Origin of the sequence: Caldicellulosiruptor morganii (assembly GCF_026810225.1) — a bacterium.
In the GTDB taxonomy this organism is placed as follows: domain Bacteria; phylum Bacillota; class Thermoanaerobacteria; order Caldicellulosiruptorales; family Caldicellulosiruptoraceae; genus Caldicellulosiruptor; species Caldicellulosiruptor morganii.
Map to the genome: position 1 here is coordinate 1,004,381 of NZ_CP113865.1, position 23,229 is coordinate 1,027,609.

General features: G+C 36.0%; 27 protein-coding genes and 1 pseudogene. 27 read left to right on the forward strand and 1 reads right to left on the reverse strand.

Features of this window, described 5'->3' with window-relative positions; genetic code table 11:
- Window positions 1-23 precede the first annotated feature (23 nt).
- From OTK00_RS04850 to OTK00_RS04940, 19 genes are all read left to right on the forward strand, one after another.
- On the forward strand, window positions 24-257 hold the full coding sequence (locus tag OTK00_RS04850; protein ID WP_045169283.1) for a KH domain-containing protein: 234 nt from the start codon (window positions 24-26) through the stop codon (window positions 255-257).
- Window positions 258-306: 49 nt separating this feature from the next.
- Window positions 307-816, forward strand: coding sequence for a ribosome maturation factor RimM (rimM, locus tag OTK00_RS04855; protein ID WP_045169284.1), 510 nt, complete (start codon window positions 307-309; stop codon window positions 814-816).
- Window positions 817-818: 2 nt separating this feature from the next.
- The gene (trmD, locus tag OTK00_RS04860) at window positions 819-1,556 is read left to right on the forward strand and encodes a tRNA (guanosine(37)-N1)-methyltransferase TrmD (RefSeq protein WP_045169285.1); all 738 of its coding nucleotides are present in this window, start codon (window positions 819-821) and stop codon (window positions 1,554-1,556) included.
- A 108-nt stretch (window positions 1,557-1,664) separates the two neighbouring features.
- On the forward strand, window positions 1,665-2,057 hold the full coding sequence (gene rplS, locus OTK00_RS04865) for a 50S ribosomal protein L19 (RefSeq protein WP_045169286.1): 393 nt from the start codon (window positions 1,665-1,667) through the stop codon (window positions 2,055-2,057).
- A gap of 58 nt (window positions 2,058-2,115) precedes the next feature.
- On the forward strand, window positions 2,116-2,964 hold the full coding sequence (ylqF, locus tag OTK00_RS04870; protein ID WP_045169287.1) for a ribosome biogenesis GTPase YlqF: 849 nt from the start codon (window positions 2,116-2,118) through the stop codon (window positions 2,962-2,964).
- Window positions 2,945-3,562, forward strand: coding sequence for a ribonuclease HII (locus OTK00_RS04875; RefSeq protein WP_045169288.1), 618 nt, complete (start codon window positions 2,945-2,947; stop codon window positions 3,560-3,562). Before ylqF ends, OTK00_RS04875 begins: the two co-directional genes overlap by 20 nt.
- Before the next feature lie 6 nt (window positions 3,563-3,568).
- Window positions 3,569-4,993, forward strand: coding sequence for a hypothetical protein (locus OTK00_RS04880; RefSeq protein WP_045169289.1), 1,425 nt, complete (start codon window positions 3,569-3,571; stop codon window positions 4,991-4,993).
- A gap of 4 nt (window positions 4,994-4,997) precedes the next feature.
- Window positions 4,998-5,303 (forward strand): EscU/YscU/HrcU family type III secretion system export apparatus switch protein, encoded by a 306-nt coding sequence (locus OTK00_RS04885; RefSeq protein WP_045169290.1) that lies wholly within the window; start codon window positions 4,998-5,000, stop codon window positions 5,301-5,303.
- Window positions 5,278-5,634 (forward strand): YraN family protein, encoded by a 357-nt coding sequence (locus tag OTK00_RS04890; RefSeq protein ID WP_045169291.1) that lies wholly within the window; start codon window positions 5,278-5,280, stop codon window positions 5,632-5,634. The genes OTK00_RS04885 and OTK00_RS04890 overlap by 26 nt, the downstream gene beginning before the upstream one ends.
- Window positions 5,635-5,832: 198 nt before the next feature.
- Window positions 5,833-8,013, forward strand: coding sequence for an FtsK/SpoIIIE family DNA translocase (locus OTK00_RS04895; protein ID WP_045169292.1), 2,181 nt, complete (start codon window positions 5,833-5,835; stop codon window positions 8,011-8,013).
- Window positions 8,014-8,020: 7 nt separating this feature from the next.
- Complete coding sequence (locus tag OTK00_RS04900; protein WP_045169293.1) at window positions 8,021-9,889, forward strand: YgiQ family radical SAM protein; 1,869 nt, start codon at window positions 8,021-8,023, stop codon at window positions 9,887-9,889.
- The gene (gene folD, locus OTK00_RS04905; protein WP_045169294.1) at window positions 9,837-10,706 is read left to right on the forward strand and encodes a bifunctional methylenetetrahydrofolate dehydrogenase/methenyltetrahydrofolate cyclohydrolase FolD; all 870 of its coding nucleotides are present in this window, start codon (window positions 9,837-9,839) and stop codon (window positions 10,704-10,706) included. Before OTK00_RS04900 ends, folD begins: the two co-directional genes overlap by 53 nt.
- Window positions 10,707-10,719: 13 nt before the next feature.
- Window positions 10,720-12,057 (forward strand): 30S ribosomal protein S12 methylthiotransferase RimO, encoded by a 1,338-nt coding sequence (gene rimO / locus OTK00_RS04910; protein WP_268760836.1) that lies wholly within the window; start codon window positions 10,720-10,722, stop codon window positions 12,055-12,057.
- Window positions 12,057-12,605, forward strand: coding sequence for a CDP-diacylglycerol--glycerol-3-phosphate 3-phosphatidyltransferase (gene pgsA, locus OTK00_RS04915; RefSeq protein WP_045169296.1), 549 nt, complete (start codon window positions 12,057-12,059; stop codon window positions 12,603-12,605). Before rimO ends, pgsA begins: the two co-directional genes overlap by 1 nt.
- A 13-nt stretch (window positions 12,606-12,618) precedes the next feature.
- Window positions 12,619-13,854: a competence/damage-inducible protein A gene (locus OTK00_RS04920; protein WP_045170145.1), complete on the forward strand. Its 1,236-nt coding sequence runs from the start codon at window positions 12,619-12,621 to the stop codon at window positions 13,852-13,854.
- 62 nt (window positions 13,855-13,916) lie between these two features.
- Window positions 13,917-14,987 (forward strand): recombinase RecA, encoded by a 1,071-nt coding sequence (recA, locus tag OTK00_RS04925; protein WP_045169297.1) that lies wholly within the window; start codon window positions 13,917-13,919, stop codon window positions 14,985-14,987.
- A complete protein-coding gene (locus OTK00_RS04930) occupies window positions 14,971-15,573 on the forward strand; it encodes a RecX family transcriptional regulator (protein WP_045169298.1) in 603 nt (200 codons plus the stop codon). The genes recA and OTK00_RS04930 overlap by 17 nt, the downstream gene beginning before the upstream one ends.
- A 90-nt stretch (window positions 15,574-15,663) precedes the next feature.
- On the forward strand, window positions 15,664-17,229 hold the full coding sequence (rny, locus tag OTK00_RS04935) for a ribonuclease Y (protein ID WP_045169299.1): 1,566 nt from the start codon (window positions 15,664-15,666) through the stop codon (window positions 17,227-17,229).
- Between the two features lie 87 nt (window positions 17,230-17,316).
- The gene (locus OTK00_RS04940) at window positions 17,317-18,096 is read left to right on the forward strand and encodes a TIGR00282 family metallophosphoesterase (RefSeq protein WP_045169300.1); all 780 of its coding nucleotides are present in this window, start codon (window positions 17,317-17,319) and stop codon (window positions 18,094-18,096) included.
- A gap of 85 nt (window positions 18,097-18,181) precedes the next feature.
- Here OTK00_RS04940 and OTK00_RS04945 read toward each other — a convergent pair.
- Window positions 18,182-18,587, reverse strand: a pseudogene (locus tag OTK00_RS04945) (transposase); the annotation flags it as partial.
- 81 nt (window positions 18,588-18,668) lie between these two features.
- Between OTK00_RS04945 and OTK00_RS04950 the strand changes: the two are divergent.
- The 8 genes from OTK00_RS04950 (at window position 18,669) to OTK00_RS04985 (ending at window position 23,218) form a co-directional block, all read left to right on the forward strand.
- Window positions 18,669-18,956, forward strand: a complete 288-nt coding sequence (locus OTK00_RS04950) for a hypothetical protein (RefSeq protein WP_052670874.1) — start codon at window positions 18,669-18,671, stop codon at window positions 18,954-18,956.
- A 91-nt stretch (window positions 18,957-19,047) separates the two neighbouring features.
- Window positions 19,048-19,434, forward strand: coding sequence for an Asp23/Gls24 family envelope stress response protein (locus OTK00_RS04955; RefSeq protein ID WP_045169301.1), 387 nt, complete (start codon window positions 19,048-19,050; stop codon window positions 19,432-19,434).
- Between the two features lie 52 nt (window positions 19,435-19,486).
- Window positions 19,487-20,026, forward strand: a complete 540-nt coding sequence (amaP, locus tag OTK00_RS04960) for an alkaline shock response membrane anchor protein AmaP (RefSeq protein ID WP_045169302.1) — start codon at window positions 19,487-19,489, stop codon at window positions 20,024-20,026.
- Between the two features lie 10 nt (window positions 20,027-20,036).
- Complete coding sequence (locus tag OTK00_RS04965; protein WP_045169303.1) at window positions 20,037-20,246, forward strand: DUF2273 domain-containing protein; 210 nt, start codon at window positions 20,037-20,039, stop codon at window positions 20,244-20,246.
- A 24-nt stretch (window positions 20,247-20,270) separates the two neighbouring features.
- Window positions 20,271-20,699, forward strand: coding sequence for a transcription antitermination factor NusB (nusB, locus tag OTK00_RS04970; RefSeq protein ID WP_082054619.1), 429 nt, complete (start codon window positions 20,271-20,273; stop codon window positions 20,697-20,699).
- 21 nt (window positions 20,700-20,720) lie between these two features.
- Window positions 20,721-22,061, forward strand: a complete 1,341-nt coding sequence (xseA, locus tag OTK00_RS04975) for an exodeoxyribonuclease VII large subunit (RefSeq protein ID WP_268760837.1) — start codon at window positions 20,721-20,723, stop codon at window positions 22,059-22,061.
- On the forward strand, window positions 22,062-22,325 hold the full coding sequence (xseB, locus tag OTK00_RS04980; RefSeq protein ID WP_045169306.1) for an exodeoxyribonuclease VII small subunit: 264 nt from the start codon (window positions 22,062-22,064) through the stop codon (window positions 22,323-22,325). It abuts the gene before it with no gap.
- Window positions 22,322-23,218: a polyprenyl synthetase family protein gene (locus tag OTK00_RS04985; protein WP_045169307.1), complete on the forward strand. Its 897-nt coding sequence runs from the start codon at window positions 22,322-22,324 to the stop codon at window positions 23,216-23,218. The genes xseB and OTK00_RS04985 overlap by 4 nt, the downstream gene beginning before the upstream one ends.
- The last annotated feature ends 11 nt before the right edge of the window (window positions 23,219-23,229 follow it).

Genomic DNA, 23,229 nt, shown 5'->3' on the forward strand with positions numbered 1-23,229 from the left:
TTTACAAAGGAGGGGTAGCTTTCATGCTAAAAGATTTGGTTGAGGTCATTGCAAAGTCTCTTGTTGACAATCCAGACCAGGTAAAGGTTAGCGAAATCCACGGTGAGCAATCTGTAATAATAGAATTAAAGGTTGCTCCTGAAGATATGGGTAAAGTTATAGGTAAACAGGGCAGAATTGCAAGGGCTATCAGAACGGTTGTAAGAGCTGCAGCCAGCAAAGAAAACAAGAGAGTTATTGTTGAAATTTTACAATAAAAGAGTTAGGCGCTCTTTTGCCTAACTCTTTTTTAAAAGGTGAGTGAAGATGTACAGGTACCTCCAGGTTGGTAAGATAGTGAACACTTTTGGTCTAAAAGGTGAAGTGAAAGTAATTCCGCTTACAGACAGTCCGGAGAGATTTTCTGAACTTGAATATGTGCTTTTGGAAGATAATCTTTCCCAGAGACTTACAATTGAAAGATACAGGGTAAAGGACAATATTGTCATAATGAAATTCAAAGAGATTTCCAGTATAGATGACGCACAGAAACTCAAAAATCGTTTTTTAGTGATAGAAAGAGAAAGAGCCAAAAAACTTCCGGAAGATACCTATTTTATATGTGACATAATTGGACTTGAAGTTTGCGATCTGGATGGCAGAAAGCTTGGCAGAATAAAGGATGTTCTTCAGACGGGGAGCAATGATGTTTATATATGTCAGAGCTATATAGGCAAAAAAGATCTTTTGATTCCGGCTTTGAAGGACATTGTAAAAGAAGTAAATATAGAACAGGGATATATGAAAATAAAGGTTATTGAAGGGTTGTTAGATTAAAAATGGTATTTAAGGTTTTAACCCTGTTTCCAGAAGTGATTTTACAGGCAACAAATTTCAGTATTTTAAAAAGAGCACAGCAAAGAAATCTAATTAGGATTGAAGCAGTGAATATAAGAGATTATACAAAAGATAAACACAAAAGGACAGATGATTATCCTTATGGTGGCGGCTTTGGGATGGTTATGACTGCCCAGCCGATAATTGATGCGTATGAGAGTACAAAGCCTGATAAACCTCACAGAGTAATTTATCTCACACCTCAGGGAAGGAGATATACACAGGATATTGCAAAAGAGCTATCAAAAGAGGAAGAACTTGTTATAATCTGTGGACATTATGAAGGAATAGACCAGAGGGTTATTGATTTGATTGTAACAGATGAGATTTCAATAGGAGATTATGTTCTAAGCGGAGGAGAGTATGCAGCTCTTGTTTTAATTGATTCTATATCCAGGCTTGTTGAAGGTGTAATTGAAAAGGAATCAGTACAAGAGGAAAGTTTTTCTGATGGTCTTCTGGAATATCCCCAGTATACAAGACCATATGAATTTAGAGGGCTAAAAGTTCCGGATGTTCTTCTTTCAGGAGATCATGAAAAGATAAAAAAATGGAGAAGAGAACAGAGTTTGCTAAAAACTATCAAGTCAAGACCTGAGCTTTTAAATGGTGTAGCTTTGACAAAAGAAGATAGAGAATTTTTAATAAAATATTGTGAGAGCCAAAAAATTGTGTTATAATTACACATGTTGTTCATTTTGAAGCTTTTTTCTTTAAATCGGATGGTCCTCTGCAATTGAAATATTGAATTGCATGAACATCTATACGGGAAGGAGGGAAATGAAAAGATGGATATCATAAGAGAGATTGAAAACGAAATGCTGAGGAAAGACATTCCTGATTTCAAACCCGGCGATACAGTAAGAGTTCATTTCAAGGTTATTGAAGGTGGAAGAGAGAGAATACAAGCTTTTGAGGGGCTTGTTATAAAAAGAAGAGGCAAAGGTCTTTCAGAGACTTTTACAGTAAGAAGAATATCTTACGGTGTCGGAGTTGAAAGAGTATTCCCTCTTCACTCACCAAGAATTGAAAAGATTGAAGTTGTGAGAAGAGGTAAAGTAAGAAGAGCAAAACTTTACTATATCAGAGAGAAAATTGGTAAAGCTGCAAAGATAAAAGAGCTTGTTGAAGCACCTCAGAAAGCAAATACTGATAATACTCAGGAAGAGACTAATGCTTAAAGTTTTAAGCTTAGTCTCTTTTTTGTATTTTTACCGGTGACAAAGGAGGTTTTTTTATTTGATTGTCCAGTGGTATCCAGGTCATATGCAAAAGGCAAAAAGAGAGATTCTTGAGATCAACAAATATGTGGATTTGTATCTTATACTCCTTGATGCAAGAGCGCCTTTAAGCTCGCGCAACGAAGATTTAGAAGTGCTTATAAAAGGAAAACCCATGATTTACCTTTTAAACAAGTCTGATCTGGCAGATGAAAAGAAGAATAATCAGTTTTTAAAATATTTTGAATCAATTAATCATAAGGCAATTTGTATTGATTCCCTGAGAGGCACGAACATAAAGAATATATTCAAAATTGCCGAAAATTTATTAAAAGATAAGATTGAAGAAGCAAGGCAAAAAGGGAGAAGGAAAATAATAAGATTTGGCGTTCTTGGTATACCAAATGTTGGAAAGTCCACTCTTATAAATAAAATAACAAATTCTTCTAAAGCAAAAACTGGAGACAAACCCGGAGTTACAAGGTCCAAGCAGTGGATAAAGATAAATGACTATTTTGAAATGCTGGACACGCCAGGTATACTTCTCCCAAAGCTCGAGGATGACATGGTTGCTGTAAAGCTTTGTGCAATAGGGAGTATAAAGGATGAGCTGTATGACAGGGAGCTTGTTGCAAAAAAGACCATAGATATTATCAAGAAGGACTATTGTGATCTTTTAAATAAAAAGTATTCTCTTGACTTTTCAAACATGTCTGGGGATGATTACCTTGTTGAGATTGGCAGAAAAAGAGGCTGTGTTTTGAAGGAAGGCAGGATTGACACATTAAAAGCTGCCAGTTTATTCTTGGAGGACTTGAGAAAAGCAAAAATTGGGAGGATAACACTTGATGAAATTGGGAGCAGATGAGAACTATTTTGAATTTGAAGAGAATTTGATAAAAGAGGGATATAGATTTATCTGTGGAGTTGATGAGGCGGGAAGAGGACCTTTAGCAGGACCTGTATTTGCTGCTGCTGTCATAATGGATAGACAAAGGATAATAGAAGGAGTTAGAGATTCAAAAAAGCTCACACCTAAAAAAAGGGAAAGGCTTTTTGAAGAGATTTTGAAAGAGAGTATTGCATATTCTGTTGCCATGGTTGACAGCAGAACTATTGATGAGATAAATATAAACAATGCAACATTTTTGGCTATGAAAAATGCAATTGAATCTTTGGAGGTTGTTCCTGATATAGTTCTGGTTGATGGTTATGAGATTCCTGATATGAATCTTCCTCAAAAGGCTCTGATAAAAGGTGACAGAAGGTCATATTCTATTGCATGTGCTTCTATTTTGGCAAAGGTTTCAAGGGATAGGTTTATCACTCAGATATCTTCTTTATACCCTGATTACAGGTTTGAGAAGCACAAGGGCTATGGGACAAAAGAACATGTTCAGCTTATTTTAAAATATGGTCCGTGTGAACTTCACAGGAAGTCCTTTTTGAAAAACATTTTAAGGTGATTAAAAATGAATATTATGAGTAACTATATCACACTTTATAGCCAGAATCTTGTAAAGGAAATTTTAAATCTTGTTGATGGTGCCAATCAGGAGATACCCGGTAAGATTGTAAAAATAAATGGTCAACAGTTGGTTATTGACATAGGTTCTCAGACAGTTGTTGCAAAAAATCAGTCTTCGTTTTCTTTTAAAGAGGGAGATGAGATTTTACTCAGCAGTCCTGTGTATCAGGACGGCAAATTTATTTTCAGGATTGTAAAGTTCCAAATCGAAGAAAACAAAACCGATCAAAAGACAAATTCAAATAACAATTTGGACTCTATAGCTGCAAAATCTAAAAATGATATTGTAAAAGGCATTTTGAATAAAATAGGGAAGTTAATTGAGCTTCCAGAAACCGATAATTTTATTTACATTGAAAAAAGTAAGATTCCAGGTTCTTTGATGGAGTTTGCTGAAAGAAATGAGGTTTTTTTGGGGACTGCCACAGTTAAAAGAGAAGATGAAATTGAAAAACTGATTATAAAAGTTGGTGACCAGACATTTGAAACAGAAAATGATCCGGGTATATTTTCTCTTCAAGGAAAAGTAAAAGAAGCGAAAACTTTTATGGGTGATGAGAACCTTTTTCTTTTTGTATTCAACAAAGAGAAAGGGCTTGCTGTGATTCCTCAAAAAAATCTGATTTTTAACCAGGAATTTAAAAACTTTCTTTTATCCATTTTTTCACATACTCAAATTGAACCAAGAGAAGAAAAGGATTTTTTGACCATTTTGAGTTTGATACTTGCCAGAAAGTCAATCACAAAAGAGGAGTTTGTTAAGGAAAAAGCTGAGCTTACCAAATTTGTAGAAAATTTGAGAGAAGTATTTGCAAGAAAGCCTCAGGTTTTTAGTTTGGACAATGAAAATTTGACTGTAGGTACAAAAGAGGGCTTTTTTTTATTTAAGCTGCTGGCTAAGGAGGATGGGGCTTTTGAGCAAAAAATAGCTCAGGTGTTGAATGATTTAAGATTTAATCAAAAAGAAACCATCCAATTTGATTTTGGTAACTTGTATTTAAATATTTTTAATTTCAGGCTGGATGTAAATAACAATCCTTTTGAACTTCAATTTTTTGTCAACAAGAAAAAGGGCAATAGCACAAAAGCAAGTTCAGTAATGATAAGAATAAATACACAGACCCTGGGCTGTGTCGGAATATATGTAAAAAAAGTTTTGCAAAATACCTTCAAAGCAGTGATTTTTTCGGATAGGCTTTCGACCTTAAAACTTATAGAAAGCAGTGCAGATGAGCTTGTTAAAGCTTTGAAAGAAAGAGGATACAAACTTGAGATTGACTGTAAATTAAAAGATACTTCTTCAACAGCTGCGATGTTGGAGTTTCTGGTGTTTGAAACTTCTATTCAAAAAATTGATATGAAGGTGTAAAATAATGAGTGAAAGAAAGAGAAAGAAAGCAGTTGCCATAAAGTATGATATGAGCGAAATAGCACCAAGGCTTGTTGCAAAAGGTCAGGGGCTTGTTGCGGAAAGGATTTTAAAGAAGGCAAAACAAGAGGGTATCCCTGTTTATCATGATGGTGATGTAGCAGAGAAATTATTCAATTTAGAGCTGCAGCAATATATTCCTGAAGATCTCTATGAAGTGGTTGCGCAAATTTTGGTTTATATTGGTTATTTGGACAAAATAAATCAAAGTGGAGACAGGGCATATGAACAAAAGAGAACTGGGAAATAATGGTGAAGAAATAGCAGTGGAGTTTTTAAAGAAAATGGGCTATGAAATTTTACATAGAAATTTCCGGTGCAGATTTGGAGAGGTTGACATTATAGCAAAACATGGGGATGTGGTTGTATTTGTTGAGGTAAAGACCAGAAAGAGTCTAAAATTTGGCTATCCTTCTGAAGCTGTAACCAGAACAAAACAAAAACATTTAAAAAAGGTTGCCGAGTATTTTTCTCAGAGAAGAGATGCAAAAGATTGCATGTTCAGATTTGATGTTGTTGAGATATATATGAATGCCAGAAATGAGGTAATTGATATAAATATCATCCAGAATGCTTTTTAAAAAGATAAAATAGAAGGACAGATTCATTGGTTGTTAATTACACAGATTATGTAAACATGCTTTGTTAACCTGTTTTGTATTAGAATTGAATTCCACCCTGTCATTTTAAGGGGTTTTGTTTTTTTCTATTGAAGGCTATAATAATAGTTAGGAACTTATCAATCATAATTTAATTTTGAAAGGTGAAGTGAAGGTTTAATGAAGGCAAAGACAGCAGAAGGGAAAAAAAGGTACAAGATAAAAAAGGAAGTTTTTGATAGATTGAATGCTGAGATTGTGGGGACTTTCCTATTTTTTATTTTTGTCTTTTTCATATTTTCAGTGTTCACTGACAAGGTTGGTATAATAGGCGAATTTGTAAAAAAGGTGTTACTGGGTTGTTTTGGAGCAGGGGTTTTATTGATACTTGCATTTTTGCTGTATATTTCTATTGACTCTATTGTTAAAAGACCCCAGGTGTTCTCAAAAACTGATGTTACAATATTTACCTACATACTTCTTGCATTTATACTGGGGACAACCATTTTTCAAACATCACTGTATTCTTTGCCACGTTCGTTTGTAAAAATAGTAAAAGATTCATTTTTCACAGGATTGAATTTCAAGGGGTTTGGAGTTTTTGGGAGTATACTTACATATCCTTTTATTATTCTGTTTGGTTATACTGGTACGCTTATAGTATGTATTTCGATATTGATCATTTTGAGCATGATAGTTTTCAGTTTTTCAATAAGAAATCTTGTAAAAAGCAGAAATGCAAAGAGTGTTCGTATAAATAATCAGGATAAAAAACCGGCAGAAGATGTTAGACCTGAAATGGAGAGTTTTTACAATTACCAGGAGCATGAAGAAAACCAGGAAAAAAAAAGTGATGAGATAGTGGTAAACCTCCCTAAACAGAAGAATAACAGGCCAAGGTCTGAAAGTAAAAAAGACCACAGGATAAAGGAAGGTGAATACATATATCCTCCTCTTGAGTATTTGAGGAAGCCTTCTGAAAATCTTAATATATCAAGAAAGGATATAAACGAGAATATTAAAAAACTTGAAGATACATTAAGGAATTTTGGTATTGAGGCACAGGTAACAGAAGTGAATGTGGGACCAACAATCACAAGGTACGAAATACAGCCCGGACAGGGTGTTAAAGTGAGCAGAATTGTCAGTCTTTCAGATGATATTGCCCTGGCTTTGGCTGCACCTTCTGTGAGAATTGAAGCGCCTATTCCCAATAAATCAGCAATTGGAATAGAAATCCCAAACAAAGAATCTCAGCCGGTTCTGATCAGAGAGCTGTTGGAGGATCATTTGTTTTATACACAGAACATAAAGATTCCTTTTGCGATTGGGAAGGATGTTGCAGGATCACCTATTATTGGTGATATTACAAAGATGCCTCATCTCTTGATTGCTGGTGCCACTGGTTCTGGTAAAAGTGTGTGTATTAATTCGCTTATTATAAGTATTTTGTACAGATGTTCACCTGATGATGTGAAACTTATTCTAATTGATCCGAAAGTTGTAGAGCTCAGTCTGTACAATGGCATTCCTCATCTTTTAATACCTGTTGTTACCGATAGTAAAAAAGCATCAAATGCCCTTTCGTGGGCTGTTTCAGAGATGACAAACCGTTACAAGCTGTTTGCCGGGGCAGGGGTAAGAGATATATATGGTTATAATAAATGGTGTGAAGAAAATAAACAGGAGAAACTGCCTTTTATTGTAATTATAATCGATGAGCTTGCAGATCTTATGATGGTTTCACCTGCAGAGGTTGAGGATGCAATCTGCAGGCTTGCCCAGATGGCAAGGGCGGCTGGAATGCATCTGGTTGTGGCAACGCAAAGACCGTCTGTTGATGTAATAACAGGGCTTATAAAGGCAAATATACCTTCAAGAATTGCATTTGCTGTCTCCTCACAGGTTGATTCGCGCACTATACTGGACCAATCGGGTGCAGAAAAACTTTTAGGGCGGGGAGACATGCTTTATCTTCCAATGGGGTTGTCAAAACCGATAAGAGTACAGGGGGCATATGTTTCTGAGTCTGAGGTTGAAAAAGTTGTAGAGTTTTTGAAGCAAAATTTCAAGATTGAATACAGCCAGGAAGTAATTGATGAAATAAACAATAAGGCTTCAAATTTCAACCAGCAGCAGACAGATGAGCTTTTAATAAAGGCAATACAGATTGTTGTTGAATCCCAGAATGCTTCAACTTCATTTTTACAGCGCAAGCTCAGAATTGGATACTCACGGGCAGCAAGGCTTCTTGACCAGATGGAAGAAAGGGGTATTGTCGGCAGAATGGATAGCAGTGGAAAGCGCCAGGTTTTAATCACAAAAGAGCAGTTTGATGAGATGCTTATGAATATGGAGTGATGATATTGTGGCTTTCTTGCCAATCTGCAAAGAGGACATGAAAAAACGTGGCTGGGATGAGCTCGATTTTGTATTCGTATGTGGTGATGCATATGTGGACCATCCTTCTTTTGGACATGCAATAGTTTCAAGAATAATTGAAGATTTTGGATTCAGAATAGGAATTATTCCTCAACCAGATTGGAGAGATTCAAAGAGTATAACAGTACTGGGCAGACCACGAATTGCTTTTCTGGTATCAAGCGGAAATCTTGATTCAATGGTTGCGCATTATACTTCATTTAAAAAACCACGAAGTGAAGATTATTATTCTCCTGGGATGAAAATGGGTCTGCGCCCGAACAGGGCTACGATTGTATATTGCAATCTTATAAGAAAGGAATATGGTGATATTCCAATTATAATTGGTGGGATAGAAGCATCACTTAGAAGATTTGCTCATTATGATTATTGGTCTGATAAGGTAAGATCATCTATTCTTGTTGATAGCAGTGCTGATCTTTTAATCTATGGTATGGGGGAAAAACCTTTATTTGAAATTTTAACACGGCTCAAAAGGGGTGAAGATATAAGAAACATAAAAAGTGTGAAAGGGACCTGTTATGTTGCAAAAGATCTTTCTCATCTTGAAGGAAAGGATTATATAATAATCGACAGCTATGAGAAAGTAAAAGAAGACAGGGTGGCATATGCAAAAGCGTTTGCCATACAGTACAGAGAGCAAAATCCTTTTACAGGCAGGATAATTGTACAACCGCATAGAAATTTATATGTTATACAAAACCCTCCAGCTAAGCCTCTTACAACAGAAGAGATGGATTATGTATATTCTCTGCCGTATGAACGAAATTACCACCCCATATATGAAAAGGATGGAGGAATCAAAGCCCTTGAAGAGGTAAAGTTCAGCATTGTTTCGCACAGAGGGTGTTTTGGTGGCTGTAATTTCTGTGCTATTCATTTTCATCAGGGTAGAATAATTCAAAAAAGAAGTGAAAAGTCAATCTTGGAAGAGGTAAAAAAGCTGACTCAGCTTCCTGATTTTAAAGGATATATTCACGATGTAGGAGGACCAACAGCCAACTTTAGAAATCCGGCTTGTATAAATCAGCTACAAAGAGGTGCTTGTAAAGACAGAGGCTGCCTGTTTCCCACCCCCTGCAAAAACTTAATTGTTGACCATAGAGAGTACTTTGAATTGCTTGAGAAGATTAGAAAAATAAAGGGAGTTAAGAAAGTATTTATTCGTTCGGGAATAAGATATGATTATTTTTTACTTGACAGGGACTATAAAAAATATCTTGAAGAACTTTGTCGTTATTATATATCCGGTCAGCTAAAAATTGCACCTGAACATATCTGCGATAATGTGTTAAAATATATGGGTAAACCCCCAAGAGAGGTTTATGAAAAGTTTGTTTCAGAGTATTTTAAAACCAACAAAAAACTTGGGAAAAAACAATTTATAATTCCATATTTAATGTCAGGACACCCGGGAAGTACTTTGAATGATGCAATTGAGCTTGCTCTTTACCTAAAGAATAGCGGCTTTATTCCTGAACAGGTTCAGGATTTTTATCCAACACCCGGAACAGTCTCAACCACTATGTATTATACAGGTTTAAATCCTTTTACTCTTGAGAAGGTTTACGTTCCAAAGACTCTAAAAGAAAAAATGATGCAAAGGGCATTGCTGCATTTTCACAATCCCAGAAATTATGAACTTGTATATGAAGCATTAAAACTTGCAAATAGAGAAGATTTGATTGGTTATGGGAAAAATTGCTTAATTCCACCCAAAAAACATGGCGGAGGTTTGAAAAATGGCGGCGAATATAATAGACGGAAAAAAAATAGCGCAAGCAATAAAAGATGAAGTTAAGATTGAGATAGGGAAACTGAAAGAAAAGGGAATTGAATCAACCCTGGCTGTAGTGATAGTTGGTGATGACCCGGCATCAAGAAGCTATGTAAATTCCAAGAAAAAGGCATGTTCGGAAGTAGGAATAAATTCAATTGAATATGCGCTGGATGGTACTACATCGCAGGAAGAGCTTGAAAATCTTATTGAAAGGCTAAGCCAGGACCCAAAAATAAATGGTATTTTAGTCCAGCTTCCTTTGCCAGATGGCTTAGATGAAACAAAGGTTTGTAAAAAGATTTTGCCTCAAAAAGATGTGGATGGTTTTCATCCCCTGAATGTAGGCCGACTTACAACAGGGATAGATTTTGAATATAGTATCAAACCCTGTACACCATTTGGTGTAATAGAACTTCTGAAAAGAGAAAATATAGAAATCAAAGGTAAACATGCGGTTGTAATAGGGCGTAGTAATATAGTAGGAAAGCCTTTGGCATTACTGCTTTTAAGAGAAAATGCAACTGTGACCATATGCCACTCTCATACAGGAAATTTGAAAGAAATCTGCAAAAGTGCTGATATTTTGGTTGCAGCTGTTGGCAAGCCCGGATTTGTAACATCTGACATGGTCAAAGAGGGAGCTGTTGTAATTGATGTTGGGATAAACAGGGATGATACTTCAAAAAAAATAGTTGGGGATGTAGATTTTGAAAATGTCAAACAGGTAGCCTCTTACATAACACCAGTGCCGGGCGGTGTTGGACCAATGACAGTTGCAATGCTTATGAAAAACACTCTTTTTGCAACACTTCTTCAAAATGGACTGTTGTAAAACACAGAAGAAGATGGAGGAATTTGATTTGGTTAAAATTGGATTTGTTTCACTCGGGTGCAATAAAAATCTTGTTGACAGCGAGATAATGATGGGTGCTTGTAAAAAGGCAGGTTTTGAGATAACACCGGATGCAGAAGATGCTGATGTTATTGTTATCAATACATGTGGTTTTATCAACGATGCGAAGCAGGAATCAATTGACACTATACTGGAGATGGCAGACTACAAAAAAAAGAAGTGTAAATTTTTGATTGTAACTGGGTGTCTCACACAACGCTACAAAGATGAAATTTTAAATGAGATGCCAGAAATAGACGCAATACTTGGTGTCAAAGAGATGTTAAAACTTCCTGAAGTGATCAAAAAGCTTTATGAAGGTGAAGGTAAAATCAAGGTATTTGACCAGCAATCCACATTTATCTATACAAGCTCAACACCGCGTGTCATTGCAACCCCGGCATATTATGCTTACATAAAAATAGCAGAGGGTTGTAACAACAGATGCTCCTACTGTTCTATTCCGCTTATCAGGGGAAGTTATGTGAGCAGGCATGTTGATGATATAATCAGGGAAGCAGAAATGCTTGCACAAAACGGGTATAAAGAGATAGTGCTTACTGCTCAGGATACCACAAAGTATGGTCTTGATATATACAACAAAAAAATGTTACCAGATTTGCTTCAGAGACTGAGTGAAATTGATAACATCAAGTGGATTCGTTTTTTGTATTCTTATCCTGAAGATATTGATGATAATCTGTTAAAAGTTGTAAAAGATAATCCAAAGGTGGTTAAATATTTTGATATTCCCATTCAACATATAAACAACAGAATTTTGAGGCTAATGAACAGGAAAACCTCTTCGGAGAATATTAAAGAGCTCATTACAAGAATAAGGTCGGCATTTGATGAAGTGGTGATAAGGACTACAGTTTTGGTTGGGTTTCCAACAGAGTCAGAGGATGAGTTTGAAGAGCTTTATGAGTTTGTCAGATGGGCAAAGTTTGATAGACTTGGTGCTTTTGCATATTCGCAGGAAGAGGACACACCGGCTGCGAATCTGCCCCAGGTAGACGATGAAAAAAAAATCAAAAGGTATGAAAAAATTTTAAATCTTCAAAGAAAAATTTCGCTTGATCAAAACAGAAGAAGAATTGGCAGGGAATATGAAGTTGTAATAGAAGGCAAAGATAGAAACAACTTTTACATTGCAAGAAGCCAGTTTGAAGCACCTGAAGTGGATGGCAAGATTATAGTGTTTTCAAGGCGAAAGCTTTTGCCAGGAGAGTTTGTGCACGTAAAAATCCTGGATGCTTTTGAGTATGATTTGGTAGGAGAGGTAATTTGATGAATATTGCCAATATCATTACAAGTATAAGAATATTACTTATACCTCTTTTCATGTTTTTTTTGCTTGATAGCAGGTTTTCATACTCAAAATTGATAGCTGCGGCTATCTTTATAATTGCTGCTATTACCGATAGTCTGGATGGGTACATTGCACGCTCCAAAAAGATTGTGACTAATTTTGGAAAATTTCTTGATCCACTTGCCGACAAGCTTTTAATTACAGCAGCTCTTGTTGGGCTTGTTGAGCTGAACAAAATTTCTTCATGGATTGCTATGATAATCATCGGACGGGAATTTATTGTAACAGGACTTAGGATGGTTGCTGCAGCAGAAGGTGTGGTGATTTCAGCCAATGTGTGGGGAAAACTGAAAACAATAAGTCAGATAATTGCAATAGTATTGCTTTTAGTTGACAACTATCCTTTTAAATTTTTAAACTTTCCGCTGGATCAGATTGTTTTATGGATAGCTGTAATACTTACAATTTATTCAGGATTTGATTATATAAAATCTAACTGGAGTGTAATAAACTTTGCCAAAAAGTGAGGAGATTTTTAATATGGTTGCTGAAATAATTTGTGTGGGTACAGAACTTCTGCTTGGTCAGATAGTGAACACCAATGCTCAGTATCTTTCACAGAAGCTGGCAGAGCTGGGGATAGACCTGTATTTTCAGACAACTGTAGGAGATAATCTTATCAGACTAAAAAATGCAATTGAAATAGCAAGCAAACGTGCTGATATACTTATTTTTACCGGCGGACTTGGCCCTACTTCTGATGATATAACCAGAGAAGCTGTATGTGAGTATTTTGGGAAAAGGCTTATACTTGATCAGGAAATTTTACACAGGATTGAGAATTATTTTAAGCGCATAGGTGTAAAAATGCCCGAGATTAACAAAAAACAAGCTTATGTTCCTGAAGGAGCAATTATACTGGAAAATAAGCACGGAACGGCGCCAGGTCTCATAATTGAGGAGAATAACAAGATAGCAATTTTGCTACCCGGTCCACCATTTGAAATGCAACCCATGTTTGAAGAATATGTCATACCTTATCTGGAGAGATTTTCTAATCAGAAGATATTTTCAAGAGTTTTAAAATTCGTTGGAATTGGAGAATCATCCATTGAGGAAAGATTGAAAGATCTTATAGAAAATCAGACAGATCCCAGTCTTGCGTTGTATGCAAAACCATTTGAAGTTGAGCTAAGGATTTCAACAAAGAAAAGCAGCAAAGATTTGGCAAAGGATTTACTTGATCAGATGGAGAGCAGGGTAAGGGCTCTGCTTGGTGAATATATATATGGCGTTGACAATCAAACACTGGAAGAAGTAATAGTTGAGATGCTTATGCAAAAAGGTCTTAAAGTTTCGGTGGCAGAGTCGTGCACAGGCGGGCTCATTTGCAATAAAATTACAAATGTTCCTGGAGCATCAAATGTTTTTGACAGAGGTTTTATTACATATTCAAACCAGGCGAAAATAAAAGAACTGGGAGTTTCAGATCAAGCTTTAAAAAATTTTGGTGCTGTGAGCCATGAAGTAGCAAAACAGATGGCTCTGGGTGCTCTGAACAATTCATTGGCAGATATTGCCATATCAACAACTGGAATTGCAGGTCCAACCGGTGCGACAAACACAAAACCAGTGGGTCTTGTATATGTTGGAATTGCCACAAAAAATTATGTTGATAGTTTTGAGTTTAGGTTTTCGGGAGATAGGCTTAAAATCAAAGAAAGTGCTTCAAAGGCTGCTTTAAATGTTCTGAGAAGAGCCTTAATTAGTTATTGAAAAGTTTGTTTTAAAATTATATAATAGTTCTAAACATTTGTTCGAAAAAGTGGAGGTTAAAAATGGAAAACTTAGATAAGAAGAAAGCGCTGGACAGGGTAATTCTGGAGATTGAAAAAGCGTACGGTAAGGGCGCCATTATGAAGCTCGGCGAGATGGCAAAGGAGAACATTGACGTAATTCCAACAGGAGCCCTTTCTTTGGACATTGCACTTGGTGTTGGTGGAGTTCCGCGTGGAAGAATTGTAGAGATTTACGGTGCTGAGTCCTCTGGTAAAACAACAATTGCTCTTCATATAATAGCAGAAGCTCAGAAGATGGGCGGTGAGGCAGCGTTTATCGATGCTGAACATGCTCTGGATCCATTTTATGCAAAGAGGCTTGGTGTTGATATAAACAATCTTCTTGTTTCACAGCCAGACAGTGGTGAGCAGGCGCTTGAGATTGTTGAGACGCTTGTTAGAAGCAACGCTGTTGATGTAATTGTAATAGACTCTGTTGCTGCACTTGTGCCTCAGGCAGAGATTGACGGTGAGATGGGAGAAGCACATGTTGGACTTCAGGCAAGGCTGATGTCACAGGCACTGAGAAAGCTCGCGGGAATTACCAGCAAAACAAAGACAACAGTGATTTTCATAAATCAGTTAAGGGAAAAAGTTGGGGTTATGTTTGGTAATCCTGAGACAACTCCTGGTGGAAGGGCTTTGAAATTCTATGCATCGGTAAGACTTGAGGTTAGAAAAGGCGAGATTATAAAACAGCAAGGTCAACCAATTGGTGCGAAAGTGAAGGTAAAGGTTGTGAAAAATAAGGTGGCACCTCCATTTAAAGAAGCTGAATTTGACCTCATATATGGAGAAGGGATTTCAAAAGAAGGAAATGTTTTGGATGTTGCAGTCAACATTGACGTCATCCAGAAAAGTGGTGCATGGTACACTTACAATGGGCAGAAGATAGGACAGGGCAGGGAAAATGCTAAGCAATTTTTAAAAGAGAATCCCGACATTATGCAAGAGATAATTGAGAAGATAAAACAGAATGCAAACCTTGCGTTTGAGAAAATCAAAACAACTGCTGAGATACCAGATGAAGACCTTCTTTTAAGTGGTGAAATAAATGAAGATATTGGATAAGAAGTTACATGGTGAGAAGTATTTAATAGTTTTTGAAGATGGAAGTGAAATTGAAATAGACAGGGAGATATATCTTCAGGAAAAGGTTTATGATCTTGAGGATATTGACGAAAGAACTTTGGAGCGGCTTTTATTTGAGAACAAACTAAAAAAAGCAAAGCAGGACCTTGTAAGTTATATAGCAAAATATCCGATGAGGTCCGAGTTTATGTATTACAAATATCTTATTGGTAAAGGATACGACTCAGCTACTGCTTCAGAGGCGGTAGCTTATTTTGTTAGTTTGGGATATATAGATGAAATCTCTGCGGCAAAAAAGCTTGCTTTGAAATATCAAAATTCAAAATCATCTTTTGAGATAATAAATATTCTGAGAAGAAAAGGATTTAAAAACTCTACAATTTCCCGCCTAAATATAAGTGACGAAAATGACCTGATTTTACTTGATAAGCTCCTTTCAAAAAAATTAAAGCATCTCAAGCGCGCTGATAATAAAGAGGTTCTAAGAATAATAAAATGGTTTGTTGCAAGAGGATATGATTACAATACAGTTGTGGAAAAAATTAAGGAATACCTGGAACGTTGAAAAATCACTATTGTTGACACTCTGTGCAAAAAGTAATAAAATTTAAATGTAGCTTTTTTAATATTAAACTCTTAAGTTAAACAGAAGGAGGTGCAAAAGATTAGTGATACATTGAATTTAGTAATTACCATTGCAATCAGTATAGCCTGTGCCACAGTTGCCTTTTTTCTGGGCTATTTATATAGAAAAAAGATTGCAGAAAAGACAATAAAAAGTGCCGAACAGGAAGCCCAGAGAATTGTTGAGGAGGCAAAAAAACAAGCTGAGGCATATAAAAAAGAGGCAACAATTTTAGCAAAAGAGGAAATTCACCGGGCACGGAATGAATTTGAAAGGGAAGTCAGAGAAAGGCGTGCAGAGCTCCAGAGATTTGAAAGAAGATTGATTCAAAAAGAAGAGATGCTTGACAGAAAGATGGCTTCTGTTGAAGAGAAGGAAGAACACTTAAATAAAAAAATAAAAGATGTGGAAAAACTTCAGGAAGAAATAGAACTTTTGAAGCAAAAACAGCAGGAAGAACTTCAAAGAATCTCCGGGCTTACACAGGAAGAAGCGCGCCAGATTATCCTCAAGAGTGTTGAGCAGGATGTAAAACATGATGTAGCTCTTATGATAAAAGAGCTTGAGCAACAGGCAAAAGAAGAAGCTGACAAAAAAGCCAGAGAGATTATTGCACTTGCTATTCAGCGCTATTCTTCAGACTATGTTGCAGAAAATACGGTATCTGTTGTAACACTGCCGAACGATGAAATGAAGGGTAGAATAATAGGCAGAGAAGGAAGAAATATCAAAACATTTGAGACTGTCACAGGGATTGACCTAATTATCGATGATACACCGGAGGCTGTGATTCTTTCAGGATTTGATCCGATCAGGCGAGAGATTGCAAAACTTACTTTGGAAAAGCTCATTTTGGATGGTCGAATTCATCCAGCAAGAATTGAAGAGATGTATGAAAAAGCTAAGCGTGAGATTGAAAATAAGATTCGTGAAGAAGGCGAAAGAGTTGTATTTGAGCTTGGTATACACAATTTGCATCCAGAACTTATAAAGCTTATTGGTAAACTCAGATATAGAACAAGTTATGGTCAAAATGTACTTGCTCACTCTATTGAGGTTGCAAACATTGCAGGTATTATGGCAGCAGAGCTTGGGCTTGATCAGAGCATTGCCAAACGTGCAGGGCTTTTGCATGACATTGGCAAGGCTGTAGACCATGAGATAGAAGGTTCTCATGCTTTGATTGGCTATGACCTTGCAAAGAGGTATAAAGAAACAAACCCTGATGTCCTTGAAGCGATTGGTGGACATCACGGTGAGATGGAAACCAGGTCAATCTATAATGTGCTCATTCAAGCTGCTGATTCTGTTTCAGCAGCACGCCCGGGTGCAAGAAGAGAATCTCTTGAGTCGTATATAAAAAGACTTCAGAAACTTGAAGAGATTGCAAATTCATTTGAAGGTGTAGAAAAAGCATATGCCATTCAGGCAGGTAGAGAGATAAGAATTATGGTAAAGCCAGATCGTGTGAGTGACGATGATATTATCATTATGGCAAGGGAAATAGTAAAGAGGATTGAAAGTGAGCTTGACTACCCTGGACAGATAAAGGTAAATGTTATTCGCGAAGTAAGAGCTATTGAATATGCAAAATAAGAAAAAAAGCGTGTTTTGTTCAAGAGTCTGAACAAAGCACGCTTTTTATAAATTCTTTTTTTAATTTGAGAAGTTTGGAGGCGTGGAATGAGATTTTTAGCAATAGGAGATGTTGTAGGAAGACCGGGGAGAAATATTCTCAAAAATACCCTTTCAAAAATCAGAGAGAATTATAAGATAGATGTTATCATAGCAAACTGTGAGAATGCAGCTGGTGGAAATGGTCTTACCAAAAAGGTGGCTGATGAGTTATTTGCCACCGGTATAGATATTATGACAATGGGTAACCATGTATGGGCTAACAAAGAGATCTTTTCATTTATTGAAAATGAACCCCGTATAGTAAGACCAGCAAATTATCCAGAGTGCACAACACCTGGTAGGGGCTACAACATCTTTGAAAAAAATAATGTGAGATTCGCAGTGATAAATTTATGTGGTCGGGTATTTATGGAAAACTTTGACTGTCCATTTAGAAAGAGTGATGAAATATTAGCAAAGCTTGACACAAAAATAATAATTGTGGATTTTCATGCCGAAGCAACATCTGAAAAGATTGCTCTGGGTTTTTACCTTGACGGACGTGTTTCATGTGTGTATGGTACCCATACTCACGTTCAGACAGCAGACGAGAAAATACTTCCAAACGGAACGGCATATATTACAGATATTGGCATGACAGGACCTTATGATTCGGTTTTAGGTGTTGATAAGGAGATTGTAATTCAAAAATTTGTCACTATGCTACCCGTCAAGTTTGAAATAGCCAGAGGCAAAGCCCAGTTTAATGGCATTGTATTTGAAATTGATGAAGAAAGTGGCAAAGCCATCTCTATTGACAGGATAAACTTTACTTTAGAAGAATAAAAGAGAAAATAAAATTAAAAAAGTACTGGAAAACATAGAGGCTGCAGAAAAGAAAGGTAATATATCATATCAATGAAGTAGCCTCTTATTTTTTTTCATAAAATTGAAGGTAACATAAATAATTATTTACTATAAAACAAGTAAAAAAGTAACCCATTATACAGTCAACGAGTCTTTTATATGTTCTAAAACTTCTTAGCCGTACTTGTTTCTGCGCTATATTCTCCTTTCAGCTTCCCAAATAATCTTTCAATTTTTATTCTTAGTTTATATACCCTTTGCTCTTCTTTACTTCTTAAAAATTCTATGTTTTGTGTTTTCAACATATTTTTGACATTGTTAAAATCTTTAATATTTCTCTTATTTATACCTGCTACAAACTTTATTCCAAGTCTATCAACCACATCAAACCACTTTGTACAATCATAACCTGCATCTGCTAATATTACTTCAGGTCCAAATATCTTAGCTTCATACAAAAGTTCTATCACTGTTTTTAAGCCTTCTTTAAGAACTTAAACCCATCTGTAATAGAGGTAAGTAAGCAAATTGAGTCAAGTGGTGTGGATATTTTGGATAAGATAAAATTAAAACGTGAAGTTGAGCGTTCAAAAGAGGTAAATACGTTAAAGGGTCTTCTTGATGAGAAAATGAACGAGAACAATCAAAAATTGATTGACAGAAAAATCTCTGAGATAATTGATAACAGTGCAGTCCTTTTTTCGGGAGATATTGTATATGATGTTATAACACAAAAAAAATTATCGAAGCAACAGGTGGTTCAAATACAAAACACTATAATGAATGTGTTTAAAGTAAAGATAGACAGGATTAGAATAACATCTGCTGCATCTCAATAAAAATAATAAAATCTGTTAAAATAAAAATTTGTGGGGTATAATATGAATAGTAAAGAAAAAACTTTTATGATTTGAGGAGGTATAATTCAGCATGTCAGAAAATATTATTAATGAGACAACTGGCGGAGTTGTGAAAATTGCTGAAGAGGTTGTGGCAATTATTGCAGCGGTTGCAGCTTCAGAGGTGAAAGGTGTTGCCTCGATGGTTGGAAGCTGGACAGGCAATATTACAGAAGCACTTGGGAAAAAGAACCTGGCAAAGGGCGTAAAAGTTCAGGTCGGGGAAAAGGAAGCAGCAATTGACGTCTACATAACTGTGGAGTATGGTGTCAGAATTCCGGAAGTTGCCTGGGAGATACAGGAAAGAGTCAAGAATGCAGTTGAGAGTATGACAGGCTTAAAGGTTGTTGAAGTGAATATCCACGTGCAAGGAATTAAATTTGAAAAAGAAGAACAAAAAGAAACTCAGGATGAGTAAACCTCTGGAATTCCAGAGGTTTACTCTCATTTTTGTAGGGAGGAGTATACAAATGAAGATTGGGGAGAGAATATTATTAACAATATTTACATTGGTGGTAATAATAGTATCTATTTTTGCTATTCTTTTATCTCTCGGTGTATTTAATATTGATAGTGTTCAAAGTGCAGTTTATGAATATATGAACAACCCTGTTTATGGGCTTGTACCGCTTTTGATGATAGTGATGGGCTTTGCAGTGATGTTTATTGGAGTTAAAAAGAAAAAAGTAAGACTTGGTATAATTCATACAAATGAATTTGGCAATCTTGTAATATCGCCAAAAACATTTGAGTCGGCTGGATATAGTGCTATAAAAGACATAAAAGGAATAAAAGATGCAGCAATTGAAATAGAATTTGACGAAAGTGGCGTGGAGTATAACATTGATGCTCTTGTTGTAAGTGATGTAAATATACCTGAGTTGACAAAAGAGGTTCAAAATGCTATAAAGAATCATGTTGAGACTGTGATAGGTATTCCGGTTAAAAGTGTGAATTTGCATGTAAAAGATATGGTTGCCCCTCAAACTTCAATTACTCATCTGAGGTAGGGGTGTTGATATGAAAATAATATGGGAGTTTGTCTTAAAACATGTAGGAGAGGTAGTTGGAGGAAGTATAGGTCTGGTTTTTGCTATATTTGTTTTGATTTTTGGTTTTTGGAAGACGCTATTTATATTTTTATGTATAGCACTGGGTGTATTCATAGGTGGTCGCTATTTTGAAAAAAAGAAACTGATAGAGTTTTTGGATAAACATCTACCATGGTAAAAAAGGAGTTGGTAAAGAAGAGCTATGCACAAACGACGAAGAGCGCGGGAGATGTGTATGAAGATACTGTATGCATACAGATTTCAAAGTGACCAGGGAGATATTATTCAGTTTTTAAACAAATTTAAAGAGTTAAACCCGGATGAAAATTTCAAAGAGGTAGATGAGGAATATCTAAGAAGACTCTTGATAGGAGTTATTCAGAATCAGCCGTTAATAGACAGTCTTATTGAAAAGTATTCTAAGGATTGGCCTTTGAGCAGAATTCCAATGGTTGAGCTTGAGCTTATGCGAATTGCGATATATGAGCTTTTGTTTGAAAAAGAGATTCCAGTATCTGTTGCCATAGATGAAGCAGTAGATCTTTCGAATATTTTTGGTGTGGAAAAGGCACCAAGTTTTGTGAATGGTATTCTTGGCAGTATTGCCGCAAATGAGGTGACAAGAGAATAAAAAATGTTGTTTGATAATATTGTGGCCAAAAAAGAATGGAGTGTTTATGAACTTACCAGTTATCTACGAAAAAAGGTCGAAATGGATGTTTTGCTCAAGAACATATACTTAAAAGGTGAGGTTATAAGACCCACTTTATCGGGAGACCATTTGTATTTTGAACTTAAAGATTTGGAATATGACGCCAAGGTAAAGTGCGTATATTTCTGGTTTGATAAAAGGATTGAAGTTAGACACGGTAGCAAGGTTTTAATCAAAGGCAGTGTTATCTTCTATGAAAAAGAAGGAATAATTGAGATAAAGGTAAATGAAATAACCGATATTGGTCTTGGTGAGTTGTTTGTAAAACTCAAACAGCTTGAAGAAAAATTAAGGCAGGAAGGGCTTTTTGATCAGAAACACAAAAAGGAAATTCCACAATATCCAAAAAGGATAGGAATTGTTACTTCAAAGAATGGCGCCGCTGTGAGAGATATTATAAACACTATTTATTCTAAATTTGAGAATGTAGAGGTTTATATATTTAACTGTTCTGTCCAGGGGCAGAGTGCCCCTTTTGAGATATGTGAAGGCATAGAATATTTTAACAAAGTTTTACCTGTGGAGGTTATAATTGTAGGGCGTGGCGGTGGTGCATTTGAAGATTTAATGGCTTTTAATGATGAAATGGTGGTAAGAAAGATATTTGAGTCAGAAATACCTGTAATTTCGGCGGTGGGACACGAGAGGGATTATGTCCTGACAGATTTTGTTGCTGACCTTCGTGCCATAACTCCCACAAATGCGGGAGAGATTGTTGTTGGGTTTCAAAACAGGGCTTTGGAAATGCTGGATGAATATCAGAAAAGGATGAAAAGGGCAATTTTAAAAAAAATAGAATCAGATGCAGAAAATTTGAAACACAAAATCTATAGACTGTATCAGAACTCACCTTCAAGTAAGGTTATTAAACTTGCCCAGGATGTAAATTTGCTTTCTGGCAGGCTTGCATTTTCAATTAACAAAAAATTGCACAGTGTATCCACCATATTGAAGATTTTGGAAAAGAGATTATCAGATGTGAATCCTTATATAAGATTTACCAGAGCAAAGAACCATTATGAGATGTTATGCAAAAGGCTGCATACAGCTTTTGAAGATTTTCGGAAGAGAAAAGAATTTGAACTTCAGCTTAAATTAGAGAAATTGATTGCATTGAACCCACTCAATATTCTAAAAAGAGGATATTCTGTTACAATACATAATTCAGAATTGATTACAAGCGTAAAACAAATAAAGGTTGATGATGAAATTGTAACACGTTTATCAGATGGATTTATAAGATCAAAAGTGCTTGGAGTTCAAGAAGGAGTGGATGAATAAGTGTGTGGGGATGCACAGAATAATATAAAATTTGAAGATGCAATGAAACGTCTGGAAGAGATTGTAAAGAGTTTGGAAGAAGGCAATCTGTCTTTAGATGAGGCGATAGACCTTTATGAGGAGGGTATTAGACTTTCAAAGTTATGCAATGAAATATTGCGTTCTGTTGAAAAGAGAGTGGTTCTGATTGAAAAGTTAAACGGTGAGTATGTGGAAGATGATATAACAAATGATATATATGGAGGCTTAGGACAAAAGGAATGAATAGTAGCAGATTGGCAGAGTATTTAAAATATGCTCAGGAGAAAGTGGACAGGCATCTTGATAGGTTGCTTGAAAAAAGATCTCCAGAAATTATATATGAGGCAATGAGATACAGTGTGTTTGCAGGTGGTAAAAGACTAAGACCAATTTTGTGTTTGCTTTCTTACGAAACTTTGAGTGATAAAGAAGCTGATGAGAGTGTGCTTGACATTGCCTGTGCAATAGAGTTAATTCACACATACTCTTTGATTCACGATGACCTGCCTGCGATGGATAATGATGTTTTGCGCCGCGGTAAGCCAACAAATCATGTGGTATTTGGTGAAGCAATAGCTATTCTTGCCGGGGATGCACTTTTAAACAAGGCAGCAGAGATTTGCTTTGAGTGGATACTCAAAAACAATGCAAATATTAACTTTATCAAGGCAGCCAGATATCTTTTCAAAGCCTCAGGCACAGAGGGTATGATAGGTGGACAGGTTATTGATGTAGTAAATTCTGGCAAGGAAATTGAAGATGGATCTTTGCTTTATGAGATGCATCTCAAAAAGACTTCCATGTTAATCCAGGCTGCCTGTGTTTGTGGTGCTTATGTTGCAGGTGCAAATCAGCAGATTATATCGCAGTTTGAGGAATATGGTAAATATTTGGGACTTGCTTTTCAAATTAGAGATGATATCTTGGATATAATAGGTGACAGTGAAAAAATAGGTAAAAGCACAGGAAAGGATGCGATAGAAAAAAAGAATACATTTGTAACCTACTATGGTGTTGAAAAAGCTCAAGAATATGTTCGAAGTTTTTCCCAGAAAGCTCTCAAAATAATAGAGAGGTATGATAAAACAGGAATTTTCATTGAACTTACAGATTATTTAATCAATAGGGAAAAATAACAGTTGACATA